Here is a 17,063-nt window from a genome sequence, read left to right on the forward strand (position 1 = left end):
TCAGGCCCTTTTCAGGCGGACCGTGAAGACGGTGCCCCTGTCGCTGGTTTCGACTGATATCTCGCCGCCATAGTCGGCGACGATCTCCTTGGAGATGGCAAGACCGAGGCCGAGCCCTTCGTCCTTGGTGGTGTTGAACGGTGTGAACAGATCCTCGCGGATATGCTGCGGGATACCCGGGCCGTTGTCGGCAACGACAAGCAAAACGGTGCCGGAGGGGCCGTCCTCGCAACGCACGCGGATTTCGGCGTCGGTCCGATTGCCGAGCGCTTCGAGCGCGTTCTGCAGGAGGTTGATCAGGACCTGTTCAAGACGGATACGGCTGCCGAACACGCTGAGGCCGTTTTCCGGCAGGTCGACGACGATCGCATCCATGCGGCCGGCAAAGCGGCTGCGAAGGAGCATCAGCGCGCCTTCGACCACCTCGCGCATTGGTGTCGGCTCGGCCACGAAGCGGCCCTTGCGGGCGAAGCTGCGGAGCTCGTCGGTGATGGTGCCGACCCTTTCGGTGAGTTCCGCGATGCTCGCGAGGTTCTCCACCGCCGTTTCCTGCTGGCCGCGGTCGAGGAAGGTGCGGGCATTGTCGGCATAGGCGCGGATGGTGGCGACCGGCTGGTTGATCTCGTGGGCGACGCCGGCGGCCACCTGGCCGAGGATCGCCAGCCGGTTCGCCTGGACCAGCTCCTGCTGAACTGCCTGGAGTTTCTCGCCGGTGCGCCTGTGGTCGGCGATCTCCGTTTCCAGATGGTCGCGGGCAAGGCTCAAGTCACGGGTACGCTCCGCCACGCGGCGCTCCAGTTCGTCACGGGCGGCACGTTCCCTCGCGGAAACCAGCGCGAGCCTCTGGCGCCGGCGCAGGAGGAAGGCGGCAAGAGTGAGGAGCGGCACGATGATCGCCAGCGCGATCAGGCGCGCCTCGCGGGTCGCGGCAGCAAGCGCGCCGTCCAGCGGCGCCAGTTGCTCCAGCCGCCAGCTCGTCGTCGGAACCAAAGTTTCGACGCGCAGGAACCGTCGCTCGCTGTCGCCGGGCAGCAGGGCGCGCAACTCGCTGGAACCGTCGCTGGTCGCTTCGACGTCCCGGAAGGGCAGGGCCAGTAGCGAGGCGTCGCCGAATTGCAGGCTGTCGCGGATGGCCGCGAGACGATCTTGCGGGATGGTTCTGGTCGTCATGAAGCGCCAGGATGGAAAGCTGGTGATCAGCACGATGCCGCGCCGGTCGGTGACATACACGGGTTTGCCGGAGGCGAGCCATTCCGCCTCGACGTCGTCGAATTCCAGCTTGGCGACGACGACGCCGATCGGGCCGTCGGGGCTGTCCACCCGCCGCGAAATGTAAAGGCCCGGCCGTTTGCTGACCGTACCCATGGCAAAATGCTCGGCCTTGCCGTCGCGCAGCGCCAGACGGAAATATTCGCGAAACGCGTAGTCGTTGCCGACGAAACTCGTCGGCTCCTGCCAATTGCTGGCGGCAAGCGCGACGCCGTCGGTGCCCATCACGTAGATGACGGCGGCATCGGTGTTGGCGGAGAGCGCCTCCAGCTTTTCGTTCAGCCGTTGCAGCGCCCTGCCGTCACGGGTCGAAAGTGCCGACTTCACCTCGACGTCGTCGGCAAGCACCAGCGGCGTGGCGCGCTGGCGTTCGAGCACGGCGCGCAACAGCGAGGCCTTCAGATTGGCATCGATCCGACTTTGTGCGGCGACCGTTTCGAGCGCCTGTTTGCGCCCATATTCGCCCGCAACGAGAAGGCCGGCGACGACGAGTGCCAGAGCGAGGCCAGCGAACAACAGCCAGGCACGGCGCATGGGCTGATCGAGATCTTGCAGATCGACGAGGGCGGCGGAGGGTTTGGACATGGGTGGATTGTGCATTTATCCGCCCAGATTTCCAGATGGCTTGTGCGGAAATCCGCTCAAATGTTCGCGTGCTTGGGGCCGAACACACAAAACATTCCCATCGATTCAACGGCTTGGCTCCATCCGCAGAGAACTGGCACGTCTGTTGCAAATGGCATCCTCATGACAGCCCGAGCTGTCGCGCATCGGAAATTGACCCGGGAGGCCCGGCATGACGCCGGACTGGGTCCAGTGGAGGATCTCATGATTATCGACCAATCCGCGGAACCGCGCGGCAAGACACCTTTCTATCGGCATCTCTACGTCCAGGTTCTGGCGGCGATCGCGGCCGGCATTCTGCTCGGCCATTTCTATCCGTCGCTCGGCACCGAGCTGAAGCCGCTCGGCGACGCCTTCATCCGCCTCGTCAAGATGATCATCGCGCCGGTCATCTTCCTGACGGTTGCGACCGGCATTGCCGGCATGACCGATCTCGCCAAGGTCGGTCGCGTCGCCGGCAAGGCGATGATCTACTTCCTGACTTTCTCGACGCTGGCACTGGTCATTGGCCTGATCGTCGCCAATGTCGTCCAGCCCGGCTCCGGCATGCACATCGATCCCGCCTCGCTCGACGTCAAGGCCGTGACGACCTATGCGGAGAAGGCGCATGAGCAGACGATCACCGGCTTCCTGATGAACATCATCCCGACGACGCTGGTCGGTGCTTTTGCAGAAGGCGACATCCTGCAGGTGCTGTTCATCTCCGTTCTCTTCGGTCTCGCGCTGGCGATGGTCGGCAAGAAAGCCGAGCCGGTCGTCGACTTCCTGCATGCGCTGACGCTGCCGGTCTTCAAGCTCGTCGGCATCCTGATGAAGGCTGCCCCGATCGGCGCCTTCGGCGCCATGGCGTTTACCATCGGCAAATACGGCGTCGCCTCGATTGCCAACCTGGCGATGCTGATCGGCACGTTCTATCTCACGTCCTTCCTCTTCGTGTTCCTGGTTCTCGGCGCCGTCGCTCGCTACAACGGTTTCTCGATCCTCGCGCTCATCCGCTACATCAAGGAAGAACTGCTGCTGGTGCTCGGTACCTCTTCCTCGGAGGCTGCACTGCCGGGGCTGATGAGCAAGATGGAAAAGGCCGGCTGCAAGCGCTCGGTCGTCGGTCTCGTCATCCCGACCGGCTATTCCTTCAACCTCGACGGCACCAATATCTACATGACGCTGGCGGCGCTGTTCATCGCCCAGGCAATGGATATCCAGCTGTCGCTCGGCGACCAGGTACTGCTGCTGCTCGTCGCCATGCTGAGCTCCAAGGGTGCCGCCGGCATCACCGGCGCCGGCTTCATCACGCTGGCCGCAACGCTCTCGGTCGTGCCGGCCGTGCCGGTCGCCGGCATGGCGCTGATCCTCGGCATCGACCGCTTCATGTCGGAATGCCGTGCGCTCACCAATTTCGTCGGCAATGCGGTCGCCACGATCGTCGTCGCGAAGTGGGAAGGTGAGTTGGACGAAGCGCAGATGGCCGCGACGCTCGGCGGCCGTGCGCCTGTCGCCATTCCGCAGCCGGCGCTTCAGCCCGCCGAATAAGCTTGCCTCCCAAGGCATGACTGCGAAATGCAGTCCGGACGCGGCTCGTGGCAACACGGGCCGCGTTGTCGTTTGGGTTTACTGGCCGGCCAGTTTCATTTTCGGCCGGTCAGGCGCGCCACCGTTCAAGTAGGCGATGAACTCTCGAAGCATCGGCACCCGGCGCGGACGGAAACTCTCGTCCGTCATCCTGATATCGGCGATGCGGTCGATGCGGAACTTGCGGAAATCCTGGCGCAGGCAGCACCAGGCGAGCAGCACCAGCATCCGTTCCAGATAGACGATCGCGAGCGGCAAAACCTCCCTGTCCGTTCGCTGCTGGTTTGCATCCACATAGCCGATGACGACGGCGCGCTCCTGCCAGCAGGCCTCGCGCAAAAGGCCGACATCAGCCACCGGCGGATCCCTGCGTTCGAAGCGGTAGACCTGCGACGCGGCATGGAGCGCCTGGCGCTGCAGCCTGTCGGGCAACGTCGCCGTTATCTTGGAAAGCACCGCGGCTGCCGCCGCCGCGAGGTCGGGCTCGCCCATGTGCTGCACTTCCGCGAGGCCCAGCACCAGAGCCTCGATTTCGAGCCGCGTGAAAGTTTGCGGCGGCAAGGCGATGTCCTCCGTCAGCCGGTAGCCGAAACCGCGTTCGCCGTCGATCACGGCGCCGGCGGCCCGCAGGCTGTCGATGTCGCGATAGAGCGAGCGCATCGACACCCCGGTTTCCTCGGCAAGGCGAGCGGCCGTTACCGGAGAGGGCAACGTGCGAAGCGCTTGGAGCAGGCGGAACAGACGATCACTACGGGCCATGGCTTTGGAAGATAGACGAAGCCTACTGACGAAAACTGGCAGTTGGGCGACTGTATAAGACCCGCATCCGCAAACGCAACCAAGGAACCTCATCATGCTGACGCTGTTTCACGCCCCGCGCTCGCGCTCGTCGCGCATCATCACGCTGCTTCGCGAACTCGACGCCATCGACAAGGTGGAGATCGAGATCGTCGACATCACCCGCGGAGACGGCAGTGGTCGGAAGGACCCGAAGAATCCGCACCCGGAGGGCAAGGTGCCGCTGCTTGTGCATGATGGCGTCGTGCTTTGGGAAAGCATTGCGATCATCCAGTATCTGACCGATCTCTTCCCGGAAAAGAAGCTGGCGCCGCTTGCAGGCGACCGGGAACGCGGCCGGTATCTGAGCTGGCTTGCCTGGTATGCGGGCGTGGTCGAGCCCGTCCTGATCATGCAGGCAGCGGGGCTTTCCCATCCCTATCTGGATTTCACCTTCCGCGGTCCGAAGCAGATGGCCGAGCGCCTTGAAAGCGCGCTGAAGGATAGCCCCTATCTGATGGGCGACCACTACACGGCCGTAGACCTGCTGCTGCATTCGCCCTTTGCCTGGTATCCTGCAGCGACACCGGACAGCAATGCCGTCAAGGCATGGGTCGAGCGTTGTGGCGCGCGTCCGTCGCTGCAATGGACCGCCGACTACGATACCCGCACTGCGGCCGCGGCCTGACTGCGCTTAATGGCCACGCGCGGAGAGGGTAGCATTCCTCCGCTATTGTCGTTTGAGGTTTATCTCGCTCGTCACCACGTGCTTACCCGAAGCAGGATCGACGTCAATCGTCGTCAACTGCATTCCGTTGGTGCCGATCTTGCGCACGGTCAGATCGGCCCGGCGGTCGCCGTTGACGTCCCTGGCCCAACGGATGGTGAGGTTGATCGCGTCGCCGCGGCGACGGCCATTGAGCCCGGCGCGCCCGCCGCGGGGGCCGAGATAGGAGCCGCTATAGGTCGAACCCGTGTAGCGCAGCTTTGCGTCGATGGAGCGCGAGATCAGCAGCATCCCCCGGCAGACACCGGCCATTGACAGCGCGAGACCGGTTGCCTCGGAGTTGAAGCTGCAGGAAACGTTGATTGGGGACATGTTCGCCCGGATACGAACGACGCCAACGCCCGCCCAGCTACCACCCAACGACTTCAGGAATGCACCCTCGTCCGCGCGCGCAACGCCAGGGGCGAGCGCGGCCATGACAACAAGCGACAACCAACGAGGCATGGATGCAATCCTCCGTTCAGCGGTGTCGATAGTACAATAGTCGGCGTCTGGATCACTAGCCGAACGCTGTCAGCGTGGCGGATGTTCCGTTCCTCGTCTCAGATTCCGTGCAGAACCTGTGTGGCCTTGACGGCGGCCGACGCCCGGTTCTCGACTCCGAGCTTCACATAGATCTGTTCCAGATGCTTGGTCACCGTACGCGCGCTCAGGCCCAGGATCTCGCCGATGTCGCGGTTCGCCTTGCCCTTGGCGATCCAGAGCAACACCTCGGATTCCCGTTGCGTCAGTGCGAAATGTTGGCGGAGCATTTCATCGTCCGTCAGTCGGTTCTCGGCCGTCAGGCGAAAGAGATATTCGTTCGGACCGATGCCGCCGAGATAGGATATCTGCAGACCCGATTGGCCCGGCTGGTCGAGCGTGAAGCTATCCTCGTGCGATGACGTTCCTCGACCGCGGTTTTCCATCCAGTGCGCGATGCGTTTCGTGACCGTACTCAATCCATCGTCGCGGCCGGTTGCGGCATTGACGAGGCGGGTCGCCTGGGGCGTCGACCAGCAGATACTGCCATCGGCGCGAACCGCCAGCAGGTGGCGCCCGGCGGCATCGAGCGCGACCCGCGCGCTCTGGGCCGAGCGCGCATTGGACAGATGAACGCGGATGCGCGCCCTGAGTTCGTCGATGTTGATCGGCTTGGTCAGATAGTCGACGCCGCCAGCCTCGAGGGCGCGAACAACATGCTCGGTCTCCGTCAATCCGGTCATGAACAGTATCGGTGTCTGGCCGACGGCGGCATTGGCCTTGAGGCGTCGGCAGGTCTCGAAGCCGTCCATGCCGGGCATGACGGCGTCCAGCAGAATGACGTCGGGGGTTATGCGCTCCGCGATCGAAAGCGCGGCGTTGCCCGACGTGGCGATCAGCGCGGAAAAGCCCGATTGCTCCAGGGCCTCGGTGAGGAAGCCGAGGGCTTCCGGTGAATCGTCGACGAGCAGAACGATGTCCCGGCGGTCGTAGGTCTCAGCCACGAGCATCGCCTCCTTCTTGGGTGCTGTTCTTGAGGAAGGCGTCGTAGCCGGAGAGATCGAAGGCCTGCACGTAGGAACGGGCTTCTTCGACGAAGGATTGATGTTCGGGCTCCATCGCAATCTCCGTCAGTTTGGCCTCGATGCCTCTGATGTAGCCGATCTCGCCGAGGCGGATCAGTTCCTGGACGTGGTGGAGGTGCGGGCGCGTCATCGGCCGGGCAACTGGGGCGGTATGCAGCTTTTCTTCGCCTTCGTGGATCCAGGTCAGGCCAAGATGGACCGCAAGCTTGTCGACGAGTTGCCCGACGACGAAGGGCTTGGCGAGCGTGTCGTCGTGGCCGGTGAAAGATCCGGTGGTCGAGCCGTCTCCGATGTTGGCCGACAGCATGATGATCGGCGCCGTTTGTCCAGTTTCGCGCAGCCGCCCCGCGAGTTCCCAGCCGTTCATGCCCGGCATCGAAATGTCGATCAGGAAGAGGTCCGGGCTGACGTCTTCAAGGAGAGAGAGGCAGTCGCCCCCGGATGGAACGGCGAAGACCGTGAAATCCATGGGCAGGAGGATTTCACGCATCAGGGCGCGATGATCGGCATTATCGTCGACGACGACGATCGTGCGCCGCGGGCCGAGATAGGAGGTGATGCGCCGGACGGGCGCTGCCAGCGCCGGGCGGTCGACCGCCGAAAGCATCAGCCGGACGCGGAAGCTGGTGCCTTCGCCGAGCTTACTGGTCACGGCGATTTCGCCGCCGAGCGTCTGCGTCAGAAGCCTGGTGATCGTCAGCCCCAGGCCGAGGCCCGGCATGCTGCCTTGATGCTCGGCCTCGCCGCGCTGGAAGGGGTCGAAAATGCGCGGCAGGTCCTTCTCGGCAATGCCGCGGCCGCTATCGGCAATCATGAAGGTCGCAACCTGGCTTCGATAGGCGACCTCCAGGCGGATGCCGCCGCGCTCGGTGAACTTCAGCGCGTTGGAGAGAAGGTTGACGAGGATTTGGCGCAGACGCTTCTCGTCGGTCTTCACGTAGCGCGGCAGGCTCGCGGTGCGCTCGTGCTCGAAGGTGATGCCCTTGGCCTGCGCCTGCGGTCGGAACATCTCGACTATCTGGTCGAGGAAGTCGTGAATGTTGATCTCGTTGGAATAGACCTGCAGCTTGCCGGCCTCGATCTTGGAGATATCCAGTAGCCCGTCGATCAGGCCGGAGAGATGATCGGCGCTGCGCTTGATCACCTTGATCGCGCCCTGTCGGGCCGGCGGAATGGTCTCGTCGCGCTCCAGCACCTGGGCATAGCCAAGCACGGCGTTGAGCGGCGTCCTGAGTTCGTGGCTGAGGCCGACGACGTAGCGGCTCTTGGCACGATTGGCCGCCTCCGCCGTTTCCTTCGCCTGCTGCAGCGCCGCGTCCGTCTTCTTGTGGGCGGCGATTTCTTTCAGAAGGAGGGTGTTCTGGCGCGAGGATTCTTCTTCCGCGACGACGCGGCTGTCATGGGCGAGCACATAGAACCAGGAGACAATGCCGGCGAGCACGGCAAAGACGAAGAAGACGACGGCGATGGTGCGTTCGACGACGGCGGCAGTCTCTGGCGACGCGCCGGCGGTCTGGTGCGCGATCATCGCCAGGATCACGCCGATGCCGGCAATCGAGAGCACCGCGGAGATCGCGTAGCGGCCGAGGCGCGTCGCGAGCTTTTCCGTGACGGTGCGCGGAAGCAGGGTGTTGGCGACGGCTGCGACCTGGGCGTTGAAGCGCGCCTTCGGCTTGCACATGTCATGGCAACGGCTGTCGAGCGAACAGCAAAGCGAACAGATCGGCGCAGCATAGGCCGGGCACCAGGCCATGTCCTCCGGCTCGAACGGATGCTCGCAGATCGAGCAGGCGATTTCGTTCTGGTTTGCCCAGCTTCGGCGCGGTTTGCGGGCGAGGTAGAATTTGCCATCTGTCAGCCAGGCAATTAGCGGAGAGGCGATGAAGGCGACGACGAGCGCGATATAAGGCGCCAGCGAAGCGGCGATCTCTCCGAAGGCGCCGAAATGCGCCGTCAAAGCTACCGTCGCCGAGATCGCCATGGCGCCAAGCCCCACCGGATTGATGTCGTACAGATGGGCGCGCTTGAACTCGATGCCCGGCGGTGAAAGGCCGAGCGGCTTGTTGACGAAGAGATCGGCCGAAATCGTGCAAAGCCAGGCCATGGCGATGATCGAGAAGACGCCGAGCGTTTCTTCAAGCAGCCGGTAGATGCCGAGCTCCATCAGGAGAAGCGCGATGGCGACATTGAAGACCAGCCAGACGACGCGGCCCGGGTGACTGTGGGTCAGGCGCGAAAAGAAGTTCGACCAGGCAAGCGAGCCGGCATAGGCATTCATGACGTTGATTTTCAGCTGCGACACGACGACGAAGGCGACCATCAAGAGCAGCGCAGCCGCTTCGGACGGGATCATGTAGCCGAAGGCGGTGTAGTACATCTGCGCCGGATCGGCGGCTCTGGTCGAGGGCACGCCGCTCGAAAGCGCCAGCACGACGAGGAAGGACCCGGCAAGCAGCTTCGGCGCGCCGACGATCACCCAGCCGGAACCGGCGAGGAAGACGGCGATGCGATGATGCAGCTTGCGCTGCCCGTCCGGCGGCAGGAAACGCAGGAAGTCGACCTGCTCGCCGATCTGCGCCATTAGCGCGAAGATCACGGCCGACGCTGCACCGAATTCGACGAGACCGAACGGCGCAAACGTGCCGGGAGGGCCCGAAGCGTGATGAATGCCGGAATAGGCAAGCCAAGAGCCGACCTTCTCCCAATCGGCGAATGCGATGAAGACGAAGGGCAGGATGTTGAGCACGATCCAGAAGGGCTGGGTCAAAAGCTGGAACTTGCTGATCAGCCGCACACCGTGAGTGACGAGCGGGATGACGACGGCAGCGCTGACGATGTAACCGACCCACAAGGGGATGCCGAGCGCCAGTTCGAGCGCCCCCGACATGATCGAGGCCTCGATCGCGAAGAGGATAAAGGTGAAGCTCGCATAGATCAGCGAGGTCAGCGTCGAGCCGATATAGCCGAAGCTGGCGCCGCGGGTGAGCAGATCGATGTCGACCCCGTGACGGATGGCGTAGCGGCTGATCGGCAGTCCCACGGTCAGGATCATTAGGCTTGCGACCAGGATCGCGACAATCGCATTGGTGGTGCCATAGGACATGGTGATGGCGCCGCCGATAGCTTCCAGTGCCAGGAAGGAGATGGCGCCGATGGCGGTCTGCGAGATGCGCTCGGAGGAAAAGCGCCGCGCGCTCTTGGCGGTAAAGCGCAACGCATAGTCTTCAAGCGTCTGGTTGGCGACCCAACGATTGTACTCCCGCCTTATGGGAATGATGCGCTGGCGTGCCGCCATGGGGTTCCTAACGTGCCGTCGAGGGAGTTTCTGCACTTTTTCTTAGCACGGATGTTTTCTGCTTAAAATTGCTGCAACAGAGAAATGTGACGGTCCGCACGGAAAAACCGGACCCTCCGGTTTTGGCTGTCGAAGTGCCGAACCGGATGGCTGCCCGGAAGTTCTTGAGTGCAGTGTGCCGTTAGCTGGGCCGGCAATAGATCGGGTTGCTGATGGCGCGGCGGATCGTACGGTTCACGAGATCGTCCTCGCAAAGCTGCCAGGGGAGGGCCTTGCCGCGAAGGGCCTCCCGGAATGTCTCGACGATCCCGCCGCGGCTTGCAGCTGCAACGATCTCGGTGCGCAGGAAGCGATCGGGCGCGCCGACGTACTGGCCGGTCCAGTCGTCGGCTTCGATCACCTGGTCACCGATGACGCCCGAGGCATCGAGCCACATCAGCTTGTCGCCTTTGGCGCCTCGAACCTGCGCATCCGCTGCCACGGGGCCGGCGACGGTCGATCCCATCGGCTCACCATTGGCAGTGAGTTCCAGATGCGGTCCCGTTGGGCTCTCCGTGACATAGCCGCGGCCGGATTTCATGGCGCCGAGCACGGCCTCTTCGGATAGTTCCTCGAGATGAAGCACTGTCGTCGGACGGGCGAGGACCAGGGGGCCTTCCGGCATCAAACGGGCGGGCTGGTGAAAGTCGCTGCCGCCGATGGCGGAGATCTTCAGGCCTGAGGCGAGGCGCTGCTGGTAGCGCTCCAAGGACACCCAGTTCCAGGCAAGCCAGTGGGATTGCCAGACCTCCATGCAATCGATCTTCGGCACCTCGTAGTCCCAGGGGATCGTCGGCTTGTCGTGGTTGATCGAAAGCAGTCCGCCGCGCTCATGCACCAGGCGCGCGAGCGTATGGGCGTGCTCGGGTCTCGTCATGCGGAAATCGATCCAGTCGTCGACACCAAAGACATTGGCGTGGCCGATGGCGGTGGTGACTTCCATGGCACTTACGAAGACGAGGTCTGGAGAAGAGTGCGGATGAAAATAGCGTCGCTGGGTGATCGTGTTGTGGTCGGCAACCGCGAGGAAGTCGAGCCCTGCCTGGCGCGCGGCCGCGTGCAGCAGTTCCGGCGAGCCTGCCGCATCCGAATGGAAGGTGTGGCAGTGCAGGTCGCCGCGATACCAGCCGGGTCCCTTGCGTATCGGGAACTGTCGCGCCGGCTGCGGTGCGATCGCGCGCGGGCTGCTGTCATAGTCTACGGTCACCAATGCCTCGACGCCGTCGTCAGGGATCTTGTAGAGACCCAGCATGACCATCCATCGTCCGGGTGGTATCGCGCCATGGATATAGCCGGGTGTGGCGTCGTCGATGGCGACGAAGAAGCGGTCGCGTGCGCCGCCGCTCCAGCCGCGAAAGCCCCGCTCCGTCGGATAGTCCGTGGCACGCGGGTCAAGCACGCCGAGATCGACGATGCACCCCTCAGACTTGGGATAGCTGAGCGTCACGTCGATCCGTGTCACGCCGTCCGGCACATCGAAGGGCACATAGAAATAGGGATCGGCGGCCTGGTGCTTGCGGGTGATCCGCACGGCGAATTCCTGCATGGCCGCCTCAGCGCTCGCCGGCCGCGGGAATGCGCGCGCCGCTGTCGTCGAAGAGGGTGACGTGCCTGGCATCGAAGGCGAGGTGCACCGAGGTACCGACTTTGATCTCGTCGTCGGTAAAGATGCGCGCGGTGACGCGGCCATTGTCGCCGCGCTCGAGGGTGACGAGGCTTTCCGGCCCCATGTTCTCATTGGCGAAGAGTTCGCCAGAAAGAATGTTGTGGTCGGTGGGACCGGCGACGCGCAAATGCTCTGGTCGGACGCCGAGCGTCATCTTTCCGGCCTTTGCCGCTTTGGCGATGGCGTCGTTAAGTTCGATCGGCGCGACCTGAAGACCGTCAGCGCTGAGATGCAGCGCGCCTTCGCCGATGGATGCTTCGACGGCAACGAGGTTCATCGGCGGGTTGCCGACGAAATTGGCGACGAAGGTGGTCGCCGGCCGGCGATAGATCTCGATCGGCGGCGCAAACTGCACGATCCGGCCCTTGTCCATGACCGCGATGCGGGTGGCGAGCGCCATGGCCTCGGCCTGGTCGTGGGTGACATAGACCGCCGTCATGCCCATGTCGCGCTGCAGATGGTTCAAGAAACCGCGCGCTTCTAGGCGCAGTTTGGCGTCGAGGTTCGAGAGCGGCTCGTCGAAAAGGTAGACCTCGCTCGGATAGACGAGCGCGCGGGCGAGCGAGGTGCGCTGCTGCTGGCCGCCGGAAATCTGGCTCGGCAGGCGTTTCAGGAGATCGCCGATCTTCAGCACGTCGGCCACCTCCTTGGCCCGGGCGTGGCGCTTGGTTTCCTGCTCGCCGCGCACCTTCAAGGGATAGGCGATGTTGTCGGCGATGTTCATGTGCGGATAGAGCGCATAATCCTGGAAGACCATGGAAATGCCGCGGTCCTTCGGATGCAGATAGGTGACGTCGCGGCCGCCGATCATCACCCGGCCCGACGTCGGCGTTTCGAGGCCGGCGATCATGCGAAGGCTCGTCGTCTTGCCGCAGCCGGAAGGGCCGAGTAGGCAGATGAACTCGCCATCGGCGATCTGGAAGCTGATGTCGGGAACGGCGACGAAAGCGCCGAAGCTCTTGGAGACGTTCTGGAATTCGACAGAGGCCATGGCGGATTTCCGATTACGACTTGATGCCACCGAAGAACCGGAAACCGAATTTCCAGTTCACGAAGAGATAGAGGGCGATGACCGGCAGCGAATAGATCAGCGAATAGGCGGCAAGCAGCGTGACGATCGGCGTGCCGGCTTCCGAATAGAAGGAATAGATGGCAACGGAAGCCGGCATCAGTTTGTCGCTGCGCAGCAGGATGAAGGGGATGAGGAAGCTGCCCCAGATGTTGACGAAGGCCCAGACGACGACCACGACGATGCCGGGCCGGATGACCGGCAGCGCGACATCGAAGAAAGCCTGCAGCGGCGAGGCACCCGCGACCATCGCGCTTTCCTCATACGAGCGCGGGATGGCGTCGATGAAGTCGCGAAGGATGAACATCGCCGTCGGTAACAGCCCGCCGGCGAAGACGAGGATGACGGCGAGATGGGTGTCGATCAGCCCGGCCGCCGAGATGATCAGGAAAATCGGCACCATTGCCGCCGAACCTGAAACCACGGACGAAAAGAGCAGCAGGATATAGGTGACGGCGCCTTTGCCCGGGATCGGCGAGCGCGAGAGCGCATAGGCCGCGAGCGTCGCCGCCGCGCCGACCAGCACCACGCCGCCTGCCGCCTGTATGAGACTGTTCAAGAGCGCCTGCATGGCGAAGGTGTTCTCAAAGACGGTCGCGAAATTCGACAGCGTGAAGGGCGAAGGGATGGCAAGCCCGAGTTCGGCTCGGGCATTGAAGGGGGCGAAGATGAACCAGACGAGCGGCAGTGCGAAGACCGTGCCGAGGAAGGTGGCGGCAGCCGCAAAGACCGTACGCCTTACGAAGATGTTCTGCGTCCTCTTCTGCATCATTCCGCCTCCACCGGCTTCTTATGGGCTATGCGAAGATAGACGAGCGCGAATGCCAGGTTGATCAGCATGATGACGACGCCGACGGCAGCGCCTTTGCCGAATTCGAAATCCTTGAAAGCGATGCGATAGGTGTAGATCGAGAGGATCTCGGTGCGATAGGACGGCCCGCCATGGGTGAGCAGGAACGGCGTGAAGACGTTGAAGGTCCACATGGTGATGAGGATCAGGTCCGTCACGACATGACCGCGGATCAGCGGCAGCGCGATGTCGCGCAGCTTCTGCCAGGAGGTGGCGCCGGCAACGTCGGCAGCTTGAAAGTAGCTCGGCGGGATCGACTGGAAGGCCGAGTTGAACAGCATCATCGAGAAGGCCGCTCCCCGCCAGGTGTTGAAAAACACGATCACCCAGAAGGGCTGCTGCAGCAGCCAGTCGCCGGGCGGCAGGCCGAGGCCGCGCAGGATCATGTTGAGGGTGCCGTTGTCGTAGTCGAGAAAGGCGAACCAGGCGAAGCCGATCACCACTTCCGGCAGGATCCAGGCGGCGATGACGGCCGTCTGCAGAAAGGATTTGAGCGTCGGCGTGACTGACTGGCTAAGCCAGGCGAGCAGCAGACCGAGAAGCGCCTGGCCGATCAGCGCCGAAAGCAGCACGAACTGGATCGTCAGGATCAGTGAAAAGCCGAACTGGCCGCGGGTGAAGAAGGTCGCGGGGTTGAAGAGGGCGAAATAATTCTGCAGCCCGACGAAATCAGGGTCGACCGCCGTGCGGCCGAGCAGCGTGCGATTGGTGAAGGAGACGAAGATCACCCAGAAGAAAGGAATGATGACGAAGACCCCGACGAGAGCCGTCGCAGGCGCAAGGAAGAGTGCGCCGGCGCGCGTCGAAAGCAGTGAGAATTTCTTCATGCCCTTTTTCCGGATCGGTCACCCGACCGCTGGAGGGCCGGGCGCGCTGGTCGCTGGATGGGGGCGGGATGAGGAAGCCGAATGAGTTTCCGCTTTCACCCCGCGCGGCTTTCAGAGCGTGCTGACGGTGTTTTCTTCGCCGACGATGGCAATGACCGCCGCCTTGTACTGGGCCATCGCATCCTCGGGCGAAAGCTCGCCGGAAACGACGCTTTCCGTCATACGCTGGATCTCGGTCGAGATCTTGTTGTAGTTGGCATCGTTTGGCCGGGCCGTGGTGATCGGCAGCAGTGTCGTCGCCGTTTCCGTCAGGAACGGCGAATTCGGGATCGCTACGTCATCGCGGATGCGGATCGCCGGCTGGATCTCCTGGAAGGCCGTGAGCTGCTCCTTACTGTTCATGAAGGAAAGCAATGCCCAGGATTCCTGAGGCGCATCGGTATGCGGGTTGATGACGAAGCCGGTGCCGCCCGAGACGGTGACGAAGTCCTGGCCGCGAAGCCCCTTGCCGGGTGCTGTTGCCGGCATCTTCTTCCAGGTCATGACATTGTCGCGATCGGCCACCGCAAACTCGGCTCCGGGTGCCGTGACGGAGCGGTAGAACCAGTCGCCTTCGACCAGCATTGCGGTCTTGCCGTCACGGAAATTGGCGAAGGTGCGGTTGCGGCCGTCAGCAAGCAACTGCGCGCGTTGGTCGCCGAGCTTCTCATCGACATAGATAGTCTTGTAGAGCTTTAGCGTGTCGAGAATGCCCTGGCTAGAAACGATGTATTTGCCGCTGTCGTCGGTGACCTGCTCGCCGGTGCCGAGCAGTGCCATCCAATAGCCCTGCATCGTCGTTGCCTCACCCATCGAGACTCCCGCATTGAGCTGCAGCGGGAAGCTTTCGGGTGCCGCCGCCTTGATCTTGCGGGCGGCTTCGAGCAGCTCCTCCCAGGATTTCGGCTGCCACTTGTCGGCGTCGAGCCCGGCGGACTTGAAGAGGTCCTTGCGCACGAAGATCATGCGCGCGTCGGTGCCAAGCGCGATGCCGTAGGGCTTGCCCTGGTAGCTCATCAGAGCTTTGGTGCCGTCGGAAATGTGCTGCCAGCCGTCCCATTTCGCAACGACGGGACCGGCCACTTCCTCGAGTGATTTGAGAAGGTTGCCCTGAACGAAGCTCGGGATGAGGAAGCCGTCGAAGCCCGAGACGTCGGGGCCGGCGCCGGTGGAGAAGTCGAGTGCGAGCTGCTGCGTCAGCTGCTCGTCTTCGCCGCCAAACTGCGTCAGCTTGACGGTGACGTCCTTGCCTTCGGCCTTCATCTTCTCGGTGAAGGCTGGAATGACCTTCTGTTCGATCCACTCTGCCATGCCGCTGTTGACGCCGCCGACGACGCATCGGCAGGTGATGTTGAGTTCGGTGGCGCTCGCCGGCGCCGCAAAGGCTATGGCTGCGGCCGCGCTGAGCAACAGGGAATGAAACCTGGTACGCATGTTTTCTCCTCCCGGCGGTCCACTCCGGACCAAAGTGTCTGGCTGTGACAGTCCGGCCCTCCTCCAGGTCCGCTGTCCCGACGACGATCAAGAATGAACACGCTTTCATTTTTGTCAACATAGACGATCTGTTCTTTCTACGATTACGACTAGAATTGCTATTCTGCTTGACGAAATCGATAGGTTGTTCTCTTTTGCTGGTGAACACGTTTTCATTTTGTGACGGATAGATGAACGATCGCGCCGACAAGAAAGCCGCCCGAGCCACCGCAGACCAGGTGGCGCGCGAAGCCAATGTTTCCCGCGTTGCCGTATCCCGGGCCTTCAACCCGAACGCCTCGCTGAAGCCGGAGAAGCGCGACCGTATCCTCAAGGTGGCGCGCGAACTAAACTACACGCCCGACATGGCGGCGCGTTCGCTCGTCACCGGCCGCTCGCACCTTGTCGGCATGATCGTGCCCGACGTCTGCAGCCCTTGGGAAAGCCAGGAGATCGACGCGCTGACGACGGCATTGCAGGCGGAAGGTTTCGCGACCCTTCTCTTCAAGGTGAAGGCCGATTTCAGCATGGACCCGCGCTTGCTTACCTATATGCGCGGCTTCAATCCCGATTCGGTAATCGCCTTCACCGAGAACATCCTGCCGGACGTGCTGTGCGGTTTTCTCGATCGCGCCGTGCCGATCTATGTGATCTACGACGACGTCGCGCAGTTTGCGGGGGCGGCATCCGGCACCCTCTACGATCGGCTGCTTGTCCGGCAGAAGAACGGCATCGAGCAGGCCGTGGCCCTGCTTCAGGGCTATGGCGCGCGCCGCATCGCCTATCTCGGCGGCAAGGCGCAATCGCTCGCCAATGCCGAGCGCGAGCGCACGCTGAAGGAGACGCTTGCCGAGCGCGGCATGGATGCGCCGATCGTGCTTCCCGGCGACTATACCTACGACACCGCCTATCAGGCGACGCTCGATCTCTTTCGGATCGGTGAGGGGGCCGACGCGATCTTCGCGGCCAACGACGTCGGCGCCTTCGGTGCCATCGATGCGCTCCGCCACGAACTTGGCCTTTCCGTGCCCGATGACGTCAAGGTCGTCGGCTTCGACGACATCCCCCAGTCGCACTGGAAGAGCTACAACCTCACCACCGTGCGCATCGACCTCGAAGAGCGGGTGCGCGCGCTCGTTCGCCTGATCCTCATGCGACTTCGGGCACCCGATGCCGAGCCGCTCACCGAGACACTCAACACCCGCCTGATCGTGCGGGGCACCGTCGGCTGA

General features: G+C 63.1%; 13 protein-coding genes. 3 read left to right on the plus strand and 10 right to left on the minus strand.

Annotated elements, in window-relative coordinates; genetic code table 11:
• On the minus strand, positions 1–1,869 hold the full coding sequence (locus BHMPCIPO_RS26390; protein WP_173519688.1) for a sensor histidine kinase: 1,869 nt from the start codon (positions 1,867–1,869) through the stop codon (positions 1–3).
• 228 nt (positions 1,870–2,097) lie between these two features.
• Between BHMPCIPO_RS26390 and BHMPCIPO_RS26395 the strand changes: the two genes are divergently transcribed.
• On the plus strand, positions 2,098–3,423 hold the full coding sequence (locus BHMPCIPO_RS26395) for a dicarboxylate/amino acid:cation symporter (RefSeq protein WP_173519689.1): 1,326 nt from the start codon (positions 2,098–2,100) through the stop codon (positions 3,421–3,423).
• 78 nt (positions 3,424–3,501) lie between these two features.
• On the opposite strand, the gene BHMPCIPO_RS26400 is transcribed toward BHMPCIPO_RS26395, so the two are convergent.
• Entirely contained in the window at positions 3,502–4,221 is a 720-nt protein-coding gene (locus BHMPCIPO_RS26400; RefSeq protein WP_173519690.1) for a helix-turn-helix transcriptional regulator, read from the minus strand.
• Between the two features lie 94 nt (positions 4,222–4,315).
• Here BHMPCIPO_RS26400 and BHMPCIPO_RS26405 point away from each other — a divergent pair, with 94 nt between their 5' ends.
• Positions 4,316–4,927 (plus strand): glutathione S-transferase family protein, encoded by a 612-nt coding sequence (locus BHMPCIPO_RS26405; RefSeq protein WP_173519691.1) that lies wholly within the window; start codon positions 4,316–4,318, stop codon positions 4,925–4,927.
• 42 nt (positions 4,928–4,969) lie between these two features.
• On the opposite strand, the gene BHMPCIPO_RS26410 is transcribed toward BHMPCIPO_RS26405, so the two are convergent.
• The 8 genes from BHMPCIPO_RS26410 to BHMPCIPO_RS26445 all read right to left on the minus strand — a co-directional run bounded on the left by BHMPCIPO_RS26410 (position 4,970) and on the right by BHMPCIPO_RS26445 (position 15,792).
• Positions 4,970–5,470: a hypothetical protein gene (locus tag BHMPCIPO_RS26410; protein WP_173519692.1), complete on the minus strand. Its 501-nt coding sequence runs from the start codon at positions 5,468–5,470 to the stop codon at positions 4,970–4,972.
• 98 nt (positions 5,471–5,568) lie between these two features.
• Positions 5,569–6,498: a response regulator gene (locus BHMPCIPO_RS26415; protein ID WP_173519693.1), complete on the minus strand. Its 930-nt coding sequence runs from the start codon at positions 6,496–6,498 to the stop codon at positions 5,569–5,571.
• Positions 6,485–9,868 (minus strand): hybrid sensor histidine kinase/response regulator, encoded by a 3,384-nt coding sequence (locus tag BHMPCIPO_RS26420; RefSeq protein ID WP_173519694.1) that lies wholly within the window; start codon positions 9,866–9,868, stop codon positions 6,485–6,487. The genes BHMPCIPO_RS26415 and BHMPCIPO_RS26420 overlap by 14 nt, the downstream gene beginning before the upstream one ends.
• A 181-nt stretch (positions 9,869–10,049) precedes the next feature.
• Positions 10,050–11,453 carry a CehA/McbA family metallohydrolase gene (locus BHMPCIPO_RS26425; protein ID WP_173519695.1) on the minus strand — a complete coding sequence of 468 codons (1,404 nt, stop codon included), beginning with the start codon at positions 11,451–11,453 and terminating at the stop codon, positions 10,050–10,052.
• A gap of 7 nt (positions 11,454–11,460) precedes the next feature.
• Positions 11,461–12,564: an ABC transporter ATP-binding protein gene (locus BHMPCIPO_RS26430; protein WP_173519696.1), complete on the minus strand. Its 1,104-nt coding sequence runs from the start codon at positions 12,562–12,564 to the stop codon at positions 11,461–11,463.
• A gap of 13 nt (positions 12,565–12,577) precedes the next feature.
• Positions 12,578–13,411 (minus strand): carbohydrate ABC transporter permease, encoded by an 834-nt coding sequence (locus BHMPCIPO_RS26435; RefSeq protein ID WP_173519697.1) that lies wholly within the window; start codon positions 13,409–13,411, stop codon positions 12,578–12,580.
• Positions 13,411–14,319 (minus strand): carbohydrate ABC transporter permease, encoded by a 909-nt coding sequence (locus tag BHMPCIPO_RS26440; RefSeq protein WP_173519698.1) that lies wholly within the window; start codon positions 14,317–14,319, stop codon positions 13,411–13,413. Before BHMPCIPO_RS26440 ends, BHMPCIPO_RS26435 begins: the two co-directional genes overlap by 1 nt.
• Before the next feature lie 111 nt (positions 14,320–14,430).
• On the minus strand, positions 14,431–15,792 hold the full coding sequence (locus BHMPCIPO_RS26445; protein WP_173519699.1) for an extracellular solute-binding protein: 1,362 nt from the start codon (positions 15,790–15,792) through the stop codon (positions 14,431–14,433).
• Between the two features lie 230 nt (positions 15,793–16,022).
• Between BHMPCIPO_RS26445 and BHMPCIPO_RS26450 the strand changes: the two genes are divergently transcribed.
• Positions 16,023–17,063 (plus strand): LacI family DNA-binding transcriptional regulator, encoded by a 1,041-nt coding sequence (locus BHMPCIPO_RS26450; RefSeq protein ID WP_173519700.1) that lies wholly within the window; start codon positions 16,023–16,025, stop codon positions 17,061–17,063.

Origin of the sequence: Ensifer sesbaniae, from assembly GCF_013283665.1 — a bacterium.
Classification (GTDB): Bacteria; Pseudomonadota; Alphaproteobacteria; order Rhizobiales; family Rhizobiaceae; genus Ensifer; species Ensifer sesbaniae.

Excerpts from the sequence above, each read along its gene's own strand:
- BHMPCIPO_RS26445 (WP_173519699.1), bottom strand. The coding sequence starts at position 15,792 with ATGCGTACCAGGTTTCATTCCCTGTTGCTCAGCGCGGCCGCAGCCATA.
- BHMPCIPO_RS26430 (WP_173519696.1), bottom strand. The coding sequence starts at position 12,564 with ATGGCCTCTGTCGAATTCCAGAACGTCTCCAAGAGCTTCGGCGCTTTC.
- BHMPCIPO_RS26400 (WP_173519690.1), bottom strand. The coding sequence starts at position 4,221 with ATGGCCCGTAGTGATCGTCTGTTCCGCCTGCTCCAAGCGCTTCGCACG.
- BHMPCIPO_RS26415 (WP_173519693.1), bottom strand. The coding sequence starts at position 6,498 with ATGCTCGTGGCTGAGACCTACGACCGCCGGGACATCGTTCTGCTCGTC.
- BHMPCIPO_RS26405 (WP_173519691.1), top strand. The coding sequence starts at position 4,316 with ATGCTGACGCTGTTTCACGCCCCGCGCTCGCGCTCGTCGCGCATCATC.
- BHMPCIPO_RS26395 (WP_173519689.1), top strand. The coding sequence starts at position 2,098 with ATGATTATCGACCAATCCGCGGAACCGCGCGGCAAGACACCTTTCTAT.
- BHMPCIPO_RS26440 (WP_173519698.1), bottom strand. The coding sequence starts at position 14,319 with ATGAAGAAATTCTCACTGCTTTCGACGCGCGCCGGCGCACTCTTCCTT.
- BHMPCIPO_RS26390 (WP_173519688.1), bottom strand. The coding sequence starts at position 1,869 with ATGCACAATCCACCCATGTCCAAACCCTCCGCCGCCCTCGTCGATCTG.
- BHMPCIPO_RS26450 (WP_173519700.1), top strand. The coding sequence starts at position 16,023 with ATGAACGATCGCGCCGACAAGAAAGCCGCCCGAGCCACCGCAGACCAG.
- BHMPCIPO_RS26435 (WP_173519697.1), bottom strand. The coding sequence starts at position 13,411 with ATGCAGAAGAGGACGCAGAACATCTTCGTAAGGCGTACGGTCTTTGCG.
- BHMPCIPO_RS26420 (WP_173519694.1), bottom strand. The coding sequence starts at position 9,868 with ATGGCGGCACGCCAGCGCATCATTCCCATAAGGCGGGAGTACAATCGT.
- BHMPCIPO_RS26410 (WP_173519692.1), bottom strand. The coding sequence starts at position 5,470 with ATGCCTCGTTGGTTGTCGCTTGTTGTCATGGCCGCGCTCGCCCCTGGC.
- BHMPCIPO_RS26425 (WP_173519695.1), bottom strand. The coding sequence starts at position 11,453 with ATGCAGGAATTCGCCGTGCGGATCACCCGCAAGCACCAGGCCGCCGAT.